The organism is Flavobacterium panici (assembly GCF_024499525.1).
GTDB lineage: Bacteria > Bacteroidota > Bacteroidia > Flavobacteriales > Flavobacteriaceae > Flavobacterium > Flavobacterium panici.
In genome coordinates this window covers 1,078,456-1,096,646 of record NZ_CP100437.1, presented here as the reverse complement: position 1 = coordinate 1,096,646, position 18,191 = coordinate 1,078,456, and the positions used below count along the sequence as shown (strand labels likewise).

At 34.6% G+C, this 18,191-nt stretch carries 13 protein-coding genes; 11 read left to right on the top strand and 2 right to left on the bottom strand.

The genetic code is table 11. From position 1 onward, the window contains the following. Positions 1 to 105 precede the first annotated feature (105 nt). From trhO to NLJ00_RS04955, 4 genes are all read left to right on the top strand, one after another. Positions 106 to 1,464, top strand: coding sequence for an oxygen-dependent tRNA uridine(34) hydroxylase TrhO (gene trhO, locus NLJ00_RS04970; protein WP_180856163.1), 1,359 nt, complete (start codon positions 106 to 108; stop codon positions 1,462 to 1,464). A gap of 24 nt (positions 1,465 to 1,488) precedes the next feature. Beyond that, positions 1,489 to 1,923, top strand: a complete 435-nt coding sequence (tnpA, locus tag NLJ00_RS04965; RefSeq protein WP_180856161.1) for an IS200/IS605 family transposase — start codon at positions 1,489 to 1,491, stop codon at positions 1,921 to 1,923. Positions 1,924 to 2,600: 677 nt separating this feature from the next. Beyond that, the gene (locus NLJ00_RS04960; protein WP_256636444.1) at positions 2,601 to 3,842 is read left to right on the top strand and encodes a peptidase U32 family protein; all 1,242 of its coding nucleotides are present in this window, start codon (positions 2,601 to 2,603) and stop codon (positions 3,840 to 3,842) included. Then, a complete protein-coding gene (locus tag NLJ00_RS04955) occupies positions 3,842 to 4,072 on the top strand; it encodes a ferredoxin (protein ID WP_256636443.1) in 231 nt (76 codons plus the stop codon). Before NLJ00_RS04960 ends, NLJ00_RS04955 begins: the two co-directional genes overlap by 1 nt. 109 nt (positions 4,073 to 4,181) lie before the next feature. Here the strand turns inward: NLJ00_RS04955 and NLJ00_RS04950 are convergent, their stop codons facing one another. After that, the gene (locus NLJ00_RS04950; protein WP_256636442.1) at positions 4,182 to 4,994 is read right to left on the bottom strand and encodes a hypothetical protein; all 813 of its coding nucleotides are present in this window, start codon (positions 4,992 to 4,994) and stop codon (positions 4,182 to 4,184) included. Positions 4,995 to 5,333: 339 nt separating this feature from the next. Between NLJ00_RS04950 and NLJ00_RS04945 the strand changes: the two genes are divergently transcribed. The 7 genes from NLJ00_RS04945 (at position 5,334) to NLJ00_RS04915 (ending at position 15,020) form a co-directional block, all read left to right on the top strand. Then, positions 5,334 to 6,713 (top strand): PSP1 domain-containing protein, encoded by a 1,380-nt coding sequence (locus tag NLJ00_RS04945; RefSeq protein WP_180856156.1) that lies wholly within the window; start codon positions 5,334 to 5,336, stop codon positions 6,711 to 6,713. After that, a complete protein-coding gene (locus NLJ00_RS04940) occupies positions 6,697 to 7,176 on the top strand; it encodes a gliding motility lipoprotein GldH (RefSeq protein ID WP_053473118.1) in 480 nt (159 codons plus the stop codon). Before NLJ00_RS04945 ends, NLJ00_RS04940 begins: the two co-directional genes overlap by 17 nt. Before the next feature lie 10 nt (positions 7,177 to 7,186). Beyond that, positions 7,187 to 9,493 (top strand): penicillin-binding protein 1A, encoded by a 2,307-nt coding sequence (locus NLJ00_RS04935; protein ID WP_256636441.1) that lies wholly within the window; start codon positions 7,187 to 7,189, stop codon positions 9,491 to 9,493. A gap of 413 nt (positions 9,494 to 9,906) precedes the next feature. Further along, positions 9,907 to 10,608 carry a CoA transferase subunit A gene (locus tag NLJ00_RS04930; protein WP_256636440.1) on the top strand — a complete coding sequence of 234 codons (702 nt, stop codon included), beginning with the start codon at positions 9,907 to 9,909 and terminating at the stop codon, positions 10,606 to 10,608. Between the two features lie 96 nt (positions 10,609 to 10,704). Next, the gene (locus NLJ00_RS04925) at positions 10,705 to 11,358 is read left to right on the top strand and encodes a 3-oxoacid CoA-transferase subunit B (protein WP_256636439.1); all 654 of its coding nucleotides are present in this window, start codon (positions 10,705 to 10,707) and stop codon (positions 11,356 to 11,358) included. A 127-nt stretch (positions 11,359 to 11,485) separates the two neighbouring features. Continuing rightward, the gene (locus NLJ00_RS04920) at positions 11,486 to 11,923 is read left to right on the top strand and encodes a hypothetical protein (protein ID WP_256636438.1); all 438 of its coding nucleotides are present in this window, start codon (positions 11,486 to 11,488) and stop codon (positions 11,921 to 11,923) included. Between the two features lie 325 nt (positions 11,924 to 12,248). After that, entirely contained in the window at positions 12,249 to 15,020 is a 2,772-nt protein-coding gene (locus tag NLJ00_RS04915) for a M4 family metallopeptidase (protein WP_256636437.1), read from the top strand. 397 nt (positions 15,021 to 15,417) lie between these two features. On the opposite strand, the gene NLJ00_RS04910 is transcribed toward NLJ00_RS04915, so the two are convergent. Next, positions 15,418 to 18,072 carry a TonB-dependent receptor gene (locus NLJ00_RS04910; RefSeq protein ID WP_256636436.1) on the bottom strand — a complete coding sequence of 885 codons (2,655 nt, stop codon included), beginning with the start codon at positions 18,070 to 18,072 and terminating at the stop codon, positions 15,418 to 15,420. Between the last annotated feature and the right edge of the window lie 119 nt (positions 18,073 to 18,191).

The following is an 18,191-nucleotide window of genomic DNA, read 5'->3' as shown; positions in this document are numbered from 1 at the left end:
AGTTAATTGTTTTTTGAAATCGAAAAGAAAAACCTACCTTTGCGCCCGAATTCACTCAGAAAATAGAATTCGATTATATATTCTTAACTTAAAACTGTTTATAGCATGCAACTGTACAACACTTTGAGCGCAGAAGAAAGAGCAATCATGATCGATGATGCAGGTAAACAACGTCTTACGTTGTCTTTCTATGCGTATGCCAAAATTGAAGATCCCAAAAAATTTCGTGATGATTTATTTTTAGCTTGGAACGCACTTGATGCTTTAGGCCGAATTTATGTTGCCAATGAAGGAATTAATGCTCAAATGAGTATTCCTGAAGAAAATTTGGAGGCTTTTAGAGCAACTCTTGAAGTTTATGATTTCATGAAAGGCATTCGTTTAAATGAAGCTGTAGAACATGATGACCATTCGTTTTTAAAATTGACTATTAAAGTGCGTCACAAAATCGTTGCCGACGGTTTGAATGATGATACTTTTGATGTAACTAATATAGGCGTTCACTTGAAAGCTAAGGAATTCAACGAGATTCTTGATGATCCAAATACGATTGTGGTTGATTTTAGAAATCACTACGAAAGTGAAGTTGGACATTTTAAAAATGCGATTACTCCAGATGTTGAAACATTTAGAGAGAGTTTACCCATAATTAATGATCAGCTTAAAGATCACAAAGAGGATAAAAATCTGGTAATGTATTGTACTGGAGGAATTCGCTGTGAAAAAGCTAGTGCTTATTTTAAACACCAAGGTTTCAAAAACGTATTTCAGTTAGAAGGCGGAATCATTAATTACGCTAAACAACTTAAAGAAGAAGGTTTAGAAAGCAAATTTATCGGGAAAAACTTTGTATTTGATAATCGTCTTGGTGAAAGAATTACAGATGATATTATTTCACAATGCCACCAATGCGGAAAACCTTGCGACAATCACACAAATTGCGAAAATGACGGTTGTCATTTATTGTTTATTCAATGTGATGATTGTAAAGCTGCAATGGAAAACTGCTGTTCTACAGAATGTTTAGAAATTATTCATATGCCTTTGGTTGATCAGGTTCGTTTAAGAACTGGAAAACAAGTTGGAAACAAAGTGTTTAGAAAAGGTAAATCGGAGAATCTAAAATTCAAACATTCAGGCGAATTGCCAAATACAGCTTTGGCGGCAGCCGAAAAACAAGTTGATATTCGTCAAAAAGTAAAAGTAAAAAAAGTACTTCTTGGAAAAGCAGAGCATTATTATGTAAAAGCACAAGTGGGACAATTTACTATTGAAAACCAAGAGTTAAACAGCGGTGATAAAATCTTAATTTCCGGGCCGACAACTGGTGAACAGGTAATGGTTTTAAATAAATTTATCGTTGATGGCGCAGAAACCCAATCTGCTAAAGTTGGTGATAAGGTTACTTTTGAGGTTCCTTTTCGTATTCGTTTGTCAGATAAGTTGTACAAAATAGTAAATTAGCATAAATTTTATGCTAATTTATTTATGTCACAATCCTATACCAAATTATGGACTCATGCAATTTGGGCAACCAAAAATCGTCAGGAATTAATTGATTTTTCAATTGAGAAAACATTGTATGATTTTATTTGGCAAGAGCTGACTGAACTTGGATGTCCCGTTAGAATCATCAATGGAATGCCAGATCATGTGCATGTCTTATTTTTACAAAATCCACAAAAAACTGTTTCAGATATTGTTAAGCAAATTAAAGGAAGTTCTTCTCATTTTATGAATAGAGGAGAATTTATCCTTGAAAAATTTGCTTGGCAAACTGGTTTTGCGGCATTCTCTGTCAGCGAATCCCAGTTAGATGCTGCTTACAATTACATTAAAAATCAAAAGCAACATCATCTTAAGAAAAATGGTCAAGATGAATTTGATGAATTTATAAAATTGCATGGGTTGGGAGATAAATGATTGCTTGACTTAACGACTTGGCTCAACAATGCGTTTCCCGTGGTTGAAACCACGGGCTATATTGAAATAATATAAGCAAAAGAAAAACATAGCCTGCGGTTTCAACCGCAGGAACACAATGAATATCCACAACGAAAATACGTCTTGTAAAGTTGAACTTTCCGTTGTTTTGAAAACGATAAATAATACCACGCTATAATCATTGCCAACGATTTCAATTGTTAACGAGTATAAAATACGTAACAATACGTTTCCCATGGTTGAAACCACGGGCTATATTGAAATAACATACGCAAAAGAAAAACATAGCCTGCGGTTTCAACCGCAGGAACACAAAGAGTATCCACAACGAAAATACTTCTTGTAAAGTTGAACTTTCCGTTGTTTTGAAAACGATAAATAATACCACGCTATAATCATTGCCAACGATTTCAATTGTTAACGAGTATAAAATGCGTAACAATGCGTTTCCCGTGGTTGAAACCACGGGCTATATTGAAATAACATGCGCAAAAGAAAAACATAGCCTGCGGTTTCAATCGCAGGAATACAATGAATATCGACAACGAGGAGACATCTTCTAAAGTTGAGTTCGGTTATCTTGAAAAAGAATAAAAAATACCACGCTATAATCATTGCCAATGGTTTCAACCATTAGCAAAAAAAATACAATAAAAATGACACTTACTAACAAAATTGAACTCATGGCTCCCGCAGGGAGCTTTGAGTCACTTCAGGCTGCACTAGATAATGGTGCAGATTCTATTTACTTTGGAGTAGAACAACTCAACATGCGCGCGCGTTCAACGGTTAATTTTACCATTGATGATTTAAAAGAAATAGCGAATCGCTGTGAAGCTAAAAATGTTCGAAGCTATCTTACTTTAAACACCATTATTTACGATCACGATTTATCAGTTGTAAAAACATTATTGAATAAAGCGAAAGAAGCAAACATTACGGCCGTAATTGCATCTGACCAGGCTGTAATTGCCATGGCGCGATCAATAGGAATGGAAGTTCATATTTCAACACAGCTGAATGTAACCAATATCGAAACCATAAAATTTTACAGTTTATTTGCAGATACTATGGTTTTAAGCCGAGAGTTAAGCTTGCGTCAAGTAAGGAACATTACAGCTCAAATCGAAAAAGAACAGATAAAAGGCCCAAACGGAAATTTAGTCGAAATTGAAATTTTTGGTCACGGTGCTTTGTGTATGGCCGTTTCAGGAAAATGTTATTTGAGTCTGCACTCGCATAATTCATCGGCAAATCGTGGAGCATGCAAACAAAACTGCCGAAAAAAATATACTGTTATAGATCAGGAAACCGGTTTTGAAATTGAACTTGATAACGAATACATGATGTCGCCGAAAGATTTATGTACGCTGGATTTCTTAGATCAGGTTATAGATTCGGGAATTCAGGTTTTAAAAATTGAAGGACGCGGACGCGCGCCGGAATATGTGGCAACAGTTATCAAAACGTATCGCGAAGCTATTGATGCGTATTACGAAGGCACTTTTACAAAAGAAAAAATCGTAGTTTGGATGCAGGCTTTAGAAACCGTTTACAATCGCGGATTCTGGTCAGGATATTATCTGGGTCAGGAATTAGGCGAATGGAGCAATATTCCGGGATCTGCAGCAACACAGAAAAAGGTGTATGTTGGAAAAGGAACACATTATTTTCCAAAAGCCAATGTTGGTCAGTTTAAAATTGAAGCTTACGATATTAAAATTGGAGATAAAATTTTGGTTACAGGTCCAAGTACTGGTGCTCAGGAAATGATTATCGACGAAATGTTTGTAAATGATCTTGAAGCTGAAAAAGCAACAAAAGGTGACGATTGTACTTTTAAACTTCCGTTTAGAATCAGAATGTCGGACAAATTATATAAAATTGTTGAGGCATAATGGTTATTGTTACTTTACAAAGAGATAAATGCATTGGGTGTAATTACTGTGTCGAAATGAATCCGGTACATTTTCAGATGTCAAAAAAAGACGGGAAATCGGTTTTGATTCATTCTGTAAATGCAAAAGGCTTTTTTACATTAAAATCTCCTAATCATACAATTGTAGAAAGTTGCGAATTGGCAGCAAAAGCCTGTCCGGTTAAGATTATTACAGTCAAAGAAACTTAGGAAAATAGTATATAAAAATGAAAAACCCATATTTGTTATTTACAAATATGGGTTTTTTAATATTTATTTTAATCCTTGATGCTTCTTTAGAATTGCTTGATCTCCAGAATTATTCTATTGTTACAGAAGGCTTAATCTGAATATAATCATGTTTGTTTTCGACCTCTTTGTCTAGAAAAATGATATAATTGCTTAAATAGTTCGAGAGATTACGATCTTCTATTATTTGCTTTTCTGCATTATAAAATCGGGTTGAATGTATAAAGTTTTCTAAATCAAGTGATTTTTTAGATTTGAATCTGGGCCTGGTTTGCTCGTCAAATTCTTCAAAGAAAAAAGTCCCATTTTTAGAAGTCCCGCTGTCTTTTAATAAATACCGTTTAGGGTTAACTGCCGGATAAGATTCATAGATGTATTTATTATCTAATTTAAAAAAAAGAGTATCCTTTCTTTTATTCTCAATAATTTTCGAATCTTTCTGTATAGGATAATAAGAGATATATTCTAAACTTTTAGCCTGTATTAGTTGATTGCAATCATCAAAAAAAATCACATATTTATCAGTTAAAGAATCTTTTAATTTCCATTTGTCCACAATTTTATTAGATTTTCCGTCATGATAAAACTTTCTGTTTTCAATATAATCTTTTATGGAGATTATATTTTTGGGTTTAATGTTTTTTGCTGCAACAGAATCACCGCTAAAAAAAACATAACCATCTGTATTTGTCTGTCTAAACTGCATTTTTTCGAACGCCAGTTTCTTGTTGTAATTCTCATTTGATAATTTTAATTCAATCGAGGGAGATACAGTGTAATACTTATCTACGCTAAAAAACAATGTATCCTTTCTATTATCATTAACTTGAGCTGTCAAATTAATGAAAGGAAGCATTGCTATAAATAATAAATATGTTTTCATGTTTGAATAATCAATCATTATCTTAAATATTGGTTTGCATAATTTTTTGTCTCAACCGTAATACAATTTTGACAAGCGTGCAAAGTTATTTCTAAATTTTTATTGAAGTAAGAATAACGTTTTAAAATTTATAAAATTGTAAGTTAAATATTTCAAAACAAAACAATCAAAGTGCTATAGGCAATTCAATTACAATATTTTCGCTTAATAATCAGTTGTTTAGTCTTTTAACACCCCTTTAGAATTAATGTATAAATAGCCAAATAAAAAAAATACTATCTTTACCGATCAAACGTTTATGAACTTAAGCTGCGCTTTAGCGGCACTACATATATAATTATGGCATGTACAAGTTGTTCAACCTCAGATGGTGGCGCACCAAAAGGTTGTAAAAATAATGGGACTTGCGGCACCGATAGCTGCAATAAATTGACGGTTTTTGACTGGCTTTCTAACATGAGCCCGTCTAATGGAGAGGCGATTTTTGATTGTGTTGAGGTTCGTTTTAAAAATGGACGTAAGGAATTCTTTAGAAATTCAGAAAAATTAACGTTAAGTATTGGTGATATTGTAGCAACTGTTGCTTCACCAGGACATGATATTGGAATTGTTACTTTGACAGGCGAATTGGTTAAAATTCAAATGAAGAAAAAAGGAGTAAATCCGGAGAGTAACGAAGTTCCTAAAATTTACAGAAAAGCATCTCAAAAAGACATCGACATTTGGTCTGTAGCGCGTGATCGTGAAGAACCAATGAAAGTTCGCGCACGTGAATTAGCAATTCAGCATAAACTGGAAATGAAAATATCTGATATTGAATTTCAGGGAGACGGATCAAAAGCAACTTTTTACTACACGGCAAATGACAGAGTCGATTTTAGACTTTTAATTAAAGATTTCGCAAAAGAATTCAGTACCAGAGTAGAGATGAAACAAGTTGGTTTCCGTCAGGAAGCGGCTCGTTTAGGCGGAATTGGTTCTTGCGGAAGAGAACTTTGCTGTTCAACATGGCTTACAGATTTTAGAAGTGTAAATACATCTGCAGCACGTTATCAGCAATTATCACTAAATCCGCAGAAATTAGCGGGACAATGTGGTAAACTAAAATGCTGTTTGAACTATGAGTTAGATACTTACATGGACGCATTGAAAGATTTTCCGGATTACGATACAAAATTGGTAACCGAAAAAGGAGATGCTGTCTGCCAAAAACAAGATATTTTTAAAGGATTAATGTGGTTTGCCTACACGAATAATTTTGCAAACTGGCACGTTTTAAAAATTGATCAGGTAAAAGAAATTATTGCCGAAAACAAACAAAAAAATAAAGTTTCTTCTTTAGAAGATTTTGCAATCGAAGTTACTTCTGAGCCTGAAAAAGACTTTAATAACGCAATGGGTCAGGAAAGTTTAACCCGTTTCGATCAGCCAAAAAGAAAGAAAAAACCAAACCGCAAGAAAAAGCAAAATGCTGAAACGGCAGCTGTTGCGACACCTGAAAAACCAAAACAAGCACATAATCAAAATAATAAACCTGCGGGAGGAAATCCAAATCCGAATCAGCAGCAGAACAAACAAAACAACCCAAATAAACCAAATCATAAGAATAAGCCGAATCCGAATAAAAACAATAATTCGAACAAGCCAGCTTCAAATGAAAATAAACCAGCTGAACCTAGAAAACCTATAATTATCACAAAAAATGAGAATAAAAAATAGCGTGATTCTTCTTTTGGCGGCGGTACTTCTTTTTTCGTGCGATAAAAAAAGAGTATTCGACGAGTACAAATCTGTTGGAAGTGCCTGGCACAAAGACAGTATTGTAACCTTTGACCTGCCAGTTTTAGATTCTACCAAAAAGTACAATTTGTTTGTAAATTTGAGAGATAACAACAATTATCCTTTCAATAATTTATTTTTAATTGTGGCTATTGAAACGCCAAGCGGTTTCACAAAAGTGGATACTTTAGAATACCAAATGGCAAATCCGGATGGAACATTGATGGGGAATGGTTTTACTGATATCAAAGAAAGTAAGCTTTTTTACAAAGACAATGTAACGTTTAAAGGAAAATACAAAGTTCATATCAAACAAGCCGTTAGGGAATCAGGTAAAATTCCTGGAGTCGAGGCTTTAGAAGGTATTACAGACGTAGGTTTTAGAATAGAACAAAAAGATTAGAAAAATAGTTATGGCCGCTAAAAAAAACAATCAAACCAATACCGTAAAGGATATTAATTATTACAAAAAGAAATTCTGGCGAATTTTTGCCTATTCACTTTTAGGAGTTCTGGCTTTCTTTTTATTTGCCTCTTGGGGATTATTTGGCTCAATGCCTTCTTTTGAAGACTTAGAAAACCCGGATTCTAATTTGGCTACCGAGATTATTTCTTCAGATGGAGTTGTAATTGGTAAATATTTCAAAACCAACAGATCACAACTTAAATACTCTGATTTACCAAAAAGCTTAGTTGAAGCTTTAGTCGCTACCGAAGATGCTCGTTTCTACGAACATTCCGGAATTGACGGACGCGGAACTTTAAGGGCTGTTTCTAGTTTAGGAACAAATGGTGGAGCGAGTACATTAACGCAACAGCTTGCAAAACAATTATTTCACGGAGAAGGTTCTAAGTTTCTTCCTTTTAGAATTGTACAAAAAATAAAAGAATGGATTATTGCCATTCGTCTGGAAAGACAATATACAAAGAACGAAATTCTTGCCATGTACTGTAACGTATATGATTTCGGAAATTATTCAGTTGGAGTAAGTTCTGCGGCGCAGACTTATTTCTCAAAAGATCCAAAAGATTTAACAATGGATGAATCAGCTATTTTAGTTGGAATGTTCAAAAACTCAGGATTATACAATCCGGTTAGAAATCCGGAAGGAGTAAAAAACCGTCGTAATGTTGTGCTTTCGCAGATGGCAAAAGCAAAAATGATTACAGAATCTGAAAAAGAAAGATTACAAGCTTTACCAATTGCATTAAAATTCAAATTGGAAAGCCACCGCGAAGGAACTGCTACTTATTTTAGAGAATATCTTCGTGATTACATGAAGAAATGGGTTACAGAAAACAAAAAACCAGACGGATCTGATTACGATATTTACAAAGATGGTTTGAAAATCTATACAACCATCGATTCGAGAATGCAGTCTTATGCAGAAGAAGCTGTTTCTGAACACATGAAAAATTTACAGCAGCAATTTTTTATTGAAATGAAAACCAATAAAAATGCGCCTTTCGTAAATATTACACAAGCAGAGACAGAAAGAATCATGATGCAGGCCATGAAAAATTCTGACCGTTGGGCTCAAATGAAAGATGCTGATAAAAGTGAAGATGATATTATTGCTTCTTTCAAAGTAAAAACAAGAATGCGTGTGTTTACATGGAAAGGCGAGCGTGATACAATCATGACGCCGCTAGATTCTATTCGTTATTACAAACACTTTTTACAATCAGGATTAATGGCAATGGAACCTCAAACAGGTAACATTAAAGCTTGGGTTGGAGGAATCAATTACAAATATTTCCAATACGATCACGTAGGTCAGGGAGCAAGACAAGTAGGTTCTACATTCAAACCTTTCGTTTATGCAACCGCTATCGAAGAGTTAAATATGTCTCCTTGCGACTCGATTCTTGACGGGCCATTTATGATTCATAAAGGACGCCACCACGTAACAGAAGACTGGGAACCAAGAAACTCTGATAACAGATACCGTGGAATGGTAACGTTAAAACAAGGTTTAGCAAACTCTATCAATACAGTTTCTGCAAAATTAATTGACAGAACTGGTCCGGAAGCCGTTGTAGATTTGACTAGAAAATTAGGTGTAAAAACTGAAATTCCGGTACAGCCTTCAATCGCATTAGGAGCTGTAGATATTACAGTGGAAGATATGGTTGCTGCATACAGCACATTTGCAAATCAGGGAGTTTATGTAAAACCTCAGTTTTTAAGCCGAATTGAAAATAAAAGCGGTGAGGTTATTTACGAACCAATTCCGGAATCTCACGACGTTTTAAATAAAGATATTGCTTTTGCAGTAATCAAATTACTGGAAGGTGTAACCGAAACCGGTTCTGGAGCACGTTTACGTACGCAGGGCGGTGGAAGCGGAGATAACCGCTGGACAGGATATCCATATATGTTCAAAAATCCAATTGCTGGTAAAACAGGAACAACACAAAATCAGTCAGATGGTTGGTTTATGGGAATGGTTCCAAACTTAGTAACTGGAGTTTGGGTAGGATGTGAAGATCGTTCGGCACGTTTCAAAAGCTTAACTTACGGACAAGGAGCTACGGCAGCATTACCGGTTTGGGCCTACTTTATGAAAAAATGTTATGCAGATGAAGGACTTCAAATCTCAAAATCAGAATTTGAACGTCCGGCAAATCTTTCTATAAAAGTAGATTGTTACCAAAGACCAGCTGTTGTAAAAGACACAACGCAGACAGAACAAAATACAGACGAATTTGAACTATAATTTAAGTTCGGTTTTTTAAATAATAAATCCTCTTGTGATCTTCTAAGTATGGAAGAATACAAGAGGATTTTTTTTAGAATACAATCGGTTTTATTTTCAAGCAATTAAAAAACATATTGTTTATACTCCGTTAGGAGTTAAATATCGGTAGCGAGTAATAGTGACAAAACTTTGAAGATGTCCCGTAGGGACTACATCTTTTAAGATTCTTGATGAACTTGATATATAGTCCCTACGGGACAAAAAATATTACTATTAATAAATTTTCTACCAATATTTAATCTCTACGAGATATGTTTCTATGTGTTAGAATTAAATAACTATTTTTAAATTTTATTTTTTACGAAATCGTTATAATTCAATCTAAAAATCTTATTTTTATCAAAAATATACGGTAATAAAGACAGTTTGTTATGATAACAAAAAAAGTTAAGAATGTTCAGGATGCTATTGCAGGAATTGAAACCGGAATGACAGTTATGTTTGGTGGATTTGGTTTATGCGGAATTCCGGAAAATACAATTGCAGCATTGGTAAACACTCAAATTTCAGATTTAACTTGTATTTCAAATAATGCAGGTGTAGATGATTTTGGTTTAGGATTGCTTTTGCAAAAGAAACAGATTAAAAAAATGATTTCCTCTTATGTAGGTGAAAATGCAGAGTTCGAACGTCAGATGCTTTCGGGAGAATTAGAAGTTGAATTAACGCCGCAAGGAACTTTAGCAGAAAGATGCCGCGCCGCTCAAGCCGGAATTCCAGCCTTTTTTACTCCAGCCGGTTATGGAACTGAAGTTGCAGAAGGAAAAGAAGCCCGCGAATTCAACGGAAAAATGCACATTATGGAAGAAGCTTTCAAAGCCGACTTTGCGATTGTAAAAGCATGGAAAGGTGACGAAGCCGGAAATCTAATTTTTAAAGGAACAGCCAGAAACTTTAATGCTTGTATGGCTGGTGCCGGAAAAATTACCATTGCTGAGGTTGAAGAACTAGTTCCCATTGGAACTCTGGATCCAAATCAAATTCATATTCCGGGAATTATGGTACAGCGTATCTTTCAGGGAGAAAAATTTGAAAAGAGAATTGAGCAGCGCACCGTAAGACAGAGAGCGTAATTTGATAATTAGAAAATGTGATAATTAGATAATTATTAGATTGCACAGAGATTGCATTATCTAATTATCTAATTTCCAAATTGACACATTAGAGATATGTTAACAAAAGAAGATATAGCGAAGAGAATCGCAAAAGAAGTTAAAGACCGATATTTTGTAAACCTTGGGATTGGAATTCCAACTTTGGTTGCCAATTATGTTCGAGAAGATATTGCCGTTGAATTTCAAAGCGAAAACGGAGTTTTAGGAATGGGACCTTTTCCTTTTGCAGGAGAAGAAGACGCTGATATTATCAATGCAGGAAAACAAACCATTACAACATTGCCCGGAGCTAGTTTCTTTGATTCGGCTTTTAGTTTCGGAATGATCCGAAGCCAAAAAGTAGATTTAACTATTTTGGGCGCAATGGAAGTTTCTGAAAACGGAGATATCGCCAACTGGAAAATTCCGGGAAAAATGGTAAAAGGAATGGGAGGCGCAATGGATTTAGTGGCTTCCGCCGAAAATATAATTGTTGCGATGATACATGTGAACAAAGCAGGAGAATCTAAAATCTTAAAAAAATGTACTTTGCCACTAACAGGCGTAGGATGCGTTAAAAAGATTGTAACAGAACTTGCAGTTCTGGAAGTAACAGAAAAAGGTTTTAAGCTCTTAGAACGAGCGCCAGGCATTTCAGTTGAGCACATTGTTGCTTCAACCGAAGCAGATTTGATAATTGAAGGTGAAATTCCAGAAATGGACATCTGATTTTAATCTTCCAATTAATTTATATAAAAGAGAATCTTCAACCATGAAGATTCTCTTTTTTTATAATTTTAGAGCAAACAAGAAGTAATCTTTTATTTAGATTTGTGGTGAACTAAAAAACACACATTTGGAAAAGTTTGAGATAGATATTAAATGGGGAAGCTATTTTTTTATAGCAAATATGACCATTTCGATTATAATAGTGTTGTTAATGTTTTTAATTAATAGTTACAGCCTAATATATTTATATGATTTTCTTATACCTGTTTTCATAATTCAGCTGATTTATTTTACTATTAAAGCAGCCAGAGAAAACAATCAATATCATTTAAGTAAAGGTTTTCGAAAGATTTTTGTTTTTGTTAGACTTTTGGTTTTCTATTACTTATTGGCTATGTTTCCAAGTACACCAACAAATGATACAAATAGTTCGATTTTCTTCTTATTTCTTCCTCAAAGAAAAAAGGATATTTCAGAATTAGTTGAAGATTATTCAGATGAAGATGACGATATTACTTTGAAAGAGTTTATTGTTAGATTAAAAAGAAAATTTTCCAGAGTATAACCATTTGTTCATATATAAGAAATAAAAAAACCGCCTTTTGGGCGGTTTTTTTATTTCTTTTTGGCTCTATTTCAACTGTTTTGTCTGTATTTCAGTACATTAAAAATAATTGATATATTAATTTTCGCACATATTTGCTGCTTAATTCTTATGCTTTGTTATATAAAAGTTAAATTTACGTAAAAAATGTTGCATTTTATCGATTAACGGCAAATTACATCGATTATCTAACAAAATTAAAATACTTTTATCTCAAATTTAAGTATTTACTTACTTTAATTGATTTCAAAAATTATTTTTAACCAAACTAAAACCCCCACTTATTATGAAAAAAAAATTACCAAAGATTATTGTGACCGCAATTGTTCTTAGTTTTTCTTTTTCTGCCTTTGCACAAGTCCAAAAAGATGACAAACGTGTAGAGGAGAAAAGCGTTTCAGAAAACGGACAGCCCAACTTAATTAAGTTTAATGAACTTTCAAGTTATAAAAGTTCAGAATCGCAAAAGGTTTTTAAAGAACAATTAGGTTTAAAAGATTCTCAATCCTTCACAAAAATTAAAACAGAATCGGATAAACAAGGTTACACGCATGAAAAATTTCAATTGTATGAACAAGGAATTAAAGTAGAATTTGCCAATTATACTTTACATTCAAAAGATGGAAAATTAGTTTCGATGAACGGTGAATTCTATAACATCGAAAACGTGAAACTTGCTCCGTCACTTTCTGCACAAGATGCTTTTAATAAAGCATTGGGTTACACCCGCGCAACCGAATACCTTTGGGATAAACCGCAAGACGCCCGCGAACTGGGTTATGAAAAACCAAAAGGAGAATTGGTTCTGCTTCCAGACATGGAACAGCAAGGTCAAAAAAGAGGAAGCGACAAAGTTCGTTTAGCTTATAAATTTGATATCTATGCAACAAAACCATTAAGCCGTGGAGATCTTTACATTGATGCCGAAACTGGAAAAGCATTGTTTTATAATGCTACTATAAAACACTTGAACGATAATGTTCATGGAAGTAAAACTTCAGATGTAGCTAAAAAGAATGAAACAGCTTCAAAAATGGCATTCGTTGCAGAAAATGCAGCAACACGTTACAGCGGAACGCAGACCATTCAAACTACGTTAAACGGTTCATCTTATATCTTACTGGATGGAACTCGTGGTTTAGGAATCCAAACTTATAATTCTGCGAGAACAGCAACTTATCCAACAACAAACTTTTCTGATGCAGATAATAACTGGATAGAATATAACAACACCAACAAAGACAATGGAGCACTTGATGCACATTGGGGAGCTGAAATGACGTACGATTATTGGTCAGCTGTTCATGGAAGAAACAGTTTTGACAATGCTGGCGCAAAAATTAAAAGCTACGTGCATTATAATTTAATTGCTGCTGGATACTCAAGCAATAATAATGCTTTCTGGAATGGAAGCGTTATGACTTACGGCGATGGAAGCGGTACCGGAGGATTTGATATTTTAACTTCACTTGACGTTGCTGGACACGAAATTGGTCACGCTGTATGTACTTACACAGCAAACTTAGCGTACCAAAAAGAATCAGGAGCAATGAACGAAGCTTTCTCTGATATTTGGGCAGCCTGTATTGAATATCATTCAGCGCCAACAAAATCAATCTGGCTGGTTGGAGAAGATATTGAAAGAAGAAGCGGACACGTTGCTTTACGTTCTATGAGTGATCCAAATGCTGAAGGACAGCCGGATACTTATGGAGGAACATATTGGGTAAACGTAAACTGTACACCAACAAACAATAACGACCAATGTGGAGTACACACAAACTCTGGTGTTTTAAATCATTGGTTTTACATTCTATCTGTAGGTAAATCAGGAACAAATGATCTTGGAAACGCTTACAATGTAACAGGAATCACTCTTGATAAAGCAGAAAAAATTGCTTTTCGTTTAGAAGATTTCTATTTGGGAGCAAACTCAACTTATGCTAACGCAAGAACTTACGGAATACAATCGGCTATTGATTTATACGGAGCTGGTTCTGCAGAAGTTATTGCAACAACAAATGCGTTTTACGCAGTAGGAGTTGGAGCCGCATATTCTGGAGGAGGTTCTGATACAATTGCACCATCTGCACCAACTAGTTTAGCAGCTTCTGGAACAACAGGAACTACTACAAACTTAACTTGGACAGCTTCTACAGACAATGTTGCCGTTACAGGATATGATATTTACCAGGGAGCAACACTTAAAGGTTCTTCAACTACAACTTCATATACAGTAACTGGATTAACTCCTTCAACAGCTTATACTTTTAGCGTAAAAGCTAAAGATGCTGCGGGAAATATTTCTGCAGCGAGTAATACAGTAAACGTAACAACTACAACAACTTCTGTATCATATTGTTCATCTCAAGGAAACGACGCAACTGATGAAAGAATTGGTAAAGTTGTTTTTGGAACGATTAATAATACTTCTACAGCAACAACAGGTTACGAAAACTTTACTGCTATTTCTACAAATGCAGCTAGAGGAAGTGCCTATACTATAACAATTACACCAACATGGACATCAACTGTTTATAATGAAGGATACGGAGTATTCATCGATTATAACCAAGATGGTGATTTCTCAGATTCTGGAGAAACGGTGTGGACAAAAACAGCATCAAAAACAACTCCGGTAACAGCAACAATCACAATTCCTGCTACAGCAGCTTTAGGAACAACAAGATTAAGAGTTTCTCTGAAATACAACGGAGTTCCAACGGCTTGTGAAAGTTTCTCTTACGGACAAGTTGAAGATTACTCTATAAACATTACAGCTTCTGGAACAGTTGCAGAAGAAATCACAGCAGGATTAGTTGAAACTACTGCACCAGCTGGTTTTGCAGTATATCCAAATCCGGTTGAAAGCGAATTAAACGTTTCAATTTCAGAAGAAAATGGATATTCATATAAAATCTTAAATACATTAGGGCAGCAGCTTGGTTCAGGTCAAGTTGCAGGAGCAATTGATGTAAGTAAATTAAGCACAGGAATTTATCTTATCGAATTAAATAATGGCGATAAGAAAATCGTGAAGAAATTTGCTAAAAAATAAAAACCCGAATTAGTAGATAAAAGGCCTCGCAATTTGCGGGGCTTTTTTCTTTTTTTACCGTTAAAGGTTTTTAACGCAGAGGGCGCTAAGGTTTTTCGCAAAGTTTACAAAGTTTTTTTTAAGCTTTAAGAAATAATCTCGCAAAGTCGCAGAGTCGCAAAGTTTATTCTTTTAGATTCAATAGCGTCCAGCTTTAGCTGGATGTAAAAGTAATCAAAAGGAAAAGGCTTTAGCCAAACATAATCGTTTGGCTAAAGCCTTTTTGTGTATAAATCTTAAACTTCCTCCAGCTAAAGCGGGAGGCAATTAATAAAAACTTCGCGACTCTGCGACTTTGCGAGATTAAAAAATCCCTGCGAACTTTGCGAAAAACTTCAGCGCTCTTTGAGTTAAAAACTTACAAACTAAAACTCATTCTTCCGAAATAGTAAGCTCCTGTAGTTCCCATTTGAACCGGTGCATATTTAAACACTCCGAAATAACTGTTCTCATAGATTTGTTTATCCGGGAAAACATCAAATAAATTATTCGCACCCAAAGCAAACTGAAGCTTTGGAGTTATTTTGTAAGCAATAGTCAAGTCAGTAACCACTTTTCCGTTATGTCTCTGGATTCCGCCAAAAGGGAAACCATCACGAACAACTTCACCAAAATAAGTATTTCTTAATAAAAAGTTCCATTTGTCAATATTGTAATTTACAGCAAAAGTTCCTTTATGTTTTGGTGTATTCGATTCAATCAAACTTCTTTCCTGAGGTCCATAATACACATCTTCCTGACCAATAAATATCGACGGAATATTGTTCAATTGATTATCAACCTGATTGTTGTTGTAATTATACAATAATGAAAGATTCAATTTACCACGTCCCGCATTTAAATCATAATCAATAACCACATCAAGACCATTTGTAGTAGTATTAATTGCATTTGTAAAAAAACGCCCCGTTTGCGCACCATATTGAGCAAACAAATTACGAAGTTCCGGAACAGGTTCTCCATACGCATCATTTCCTAAATTTCCGGTTAAGATGATTCTGTTATCAATTCTGATATGATAATAATCAGCTGTAATATGTAATTGTTTTGTTGGAGAAAAAACAACACCAAAACTGTAGTTTCTTGAAGTTTCTTCTTTCAATTTCGGAATTCCAAGCTGTTTTGCAACTTCGCTGTCATTTCTAAAAATACCCGAATTCAAAAGTTCCCCGTCAACAACATCTGTTGCGATATTATTAAAATATTGCTGATGCAGAGAAGGCGCTCTAAAACCAGAACTAACGGCTCCACGAACAAAAAGATTATCCAAAATTTTATATCTCAAAGATAATTTTCCATTAATCGTATTTCCAAAATCAGTATAATCTTCATAACGGCCGGCAATTCCAACTAAGAATTTATCTGTAATATCCGCTTCAACATCAGCATAAACGCCTACACTGTTTCTGTCTTCGTTTACTTCATTCAAAGGAGAAAAACCAGGAAAAGATTGTGCGCCGCCGTTGATATAAGAAGCTTCTTCGCCGGGAACAATTTTGTATTTTTCATATCGGTATTCAGCACCAAAAGCAACATTCAATCCGCTGAAAATATCTTTATACAATCTTGAAATATCTGCATTTACCGTATTTTGAAGAAAAGAATGATTTCCCGCTTTAAATTCTGTCGGACTTGCATCACCTAAAGAAAAGTTGTTTGTGTTTGAAACATCATAAACAAATTTGTTTTCACCGATAGTATTGCTCAAATCCAGTTTCCATTCGCCAAATTTAAATTTGAAACCAAAAGAAGAAGAAAGATCGGTTACAACCGAGTTTAATTCGGGCTGAAATCCAAAAGGAAATATTGAAGCAACAACACTTTCTGTTTCACTTGGTAAACGTCTGAATCCGTAACCCGTTCCTTTTCTGTGGCTCACACCGCCAGAAGCATAAAACTCAATTTGATCGTTTAACGGAATTGAAGCATTAAAGAAACCTTGAATGTTCTGGATTTTTGCATCACCAATCTGAAAATTAAAATCATCACGTTTCAAACCATTTTGAGCTAATAAATTATCATCAATTTGACGAGATTGAGCCGGATCATCTGCATATTCATAAGCAAAGAAGTTGCCTTGTGCCGATTGATCAAAAATAATAAGATTATGATTTTGAGAACGATTCGTTTTTTGACGGTCATTAAATTCACCCGTAAAGTTGATAAAACCGCCTTTGTTTCCAATTTTTGTTCCGTAATTCAGGTTTAAATTGGTAGTTTGTCCGTCATCTCTCGATGTTGAGCCATAAGTAGCATTTGCTTCTAAACCTGCATTATCTTTCAAAACCAAATTTATAACACCCGCAATAGCATCAGATCCATATTGTGCCGCAGCTCCATCACGCAAAACCTCAATTCGTTTAATTGCCGAAGCAGGAATCGCACTCAAATCTGTACCAACAGAACCGTTTCCAACGGTATTTTGATAATTTACCAAAGAAGTTGTGTGTCTTCTTTTTCCATTAATTAAAACCAAAACCTGATCTGGGCCTAAACCTCTTAGAGAAGCCGGATCAATATGTTCTGTTCCATCGGCAGAAGATTGTCTGTTCGAATTAAAAGACGGAATCAAATACGTTAAAATATCATTTGTTGTAGTCTGCGGTGTTGTATTTCTAATTTTTGCCAAATTCACAACGTCAACAGGAACCGCTGTCTCCAATTTGCTTTTCTTTGGGTTTCTGCTTCCAACAACCACAATTTCATCTAAACTATTATTTTCTAAAACCAGCTGAATATCTACAAAATGATCTTTGGCCACAATTTCTCTGGTTTGATAGCCAAATAGCGATACAATAAGTGTTGGGTTATTTACTGCAGATGATATTTTGAATTTTCCCAGCGCATCGCTTGTTGTACTTGTTTTAGAATCTTTTACAAGAATCGTAGCAAATTCTAAAGGAATTCCTGTTTCGGTTGTAATGGTTCCGCTGATTTCGTGATTTTGGGCAAAAAACAAACTGCTCGACAAAGTGAGAACGAGTGTTATAATAAATTTTAGTTGGTTTCTCATAATAAAATGGTTTTGAAATTAAAGAAAGGCAAAAAATAAATTACCTACTATTTATATAGGATAAAGAATAAAATGCAAATGTAATTGTAAAAAACTAAAATCAATTTATATAATCTTGT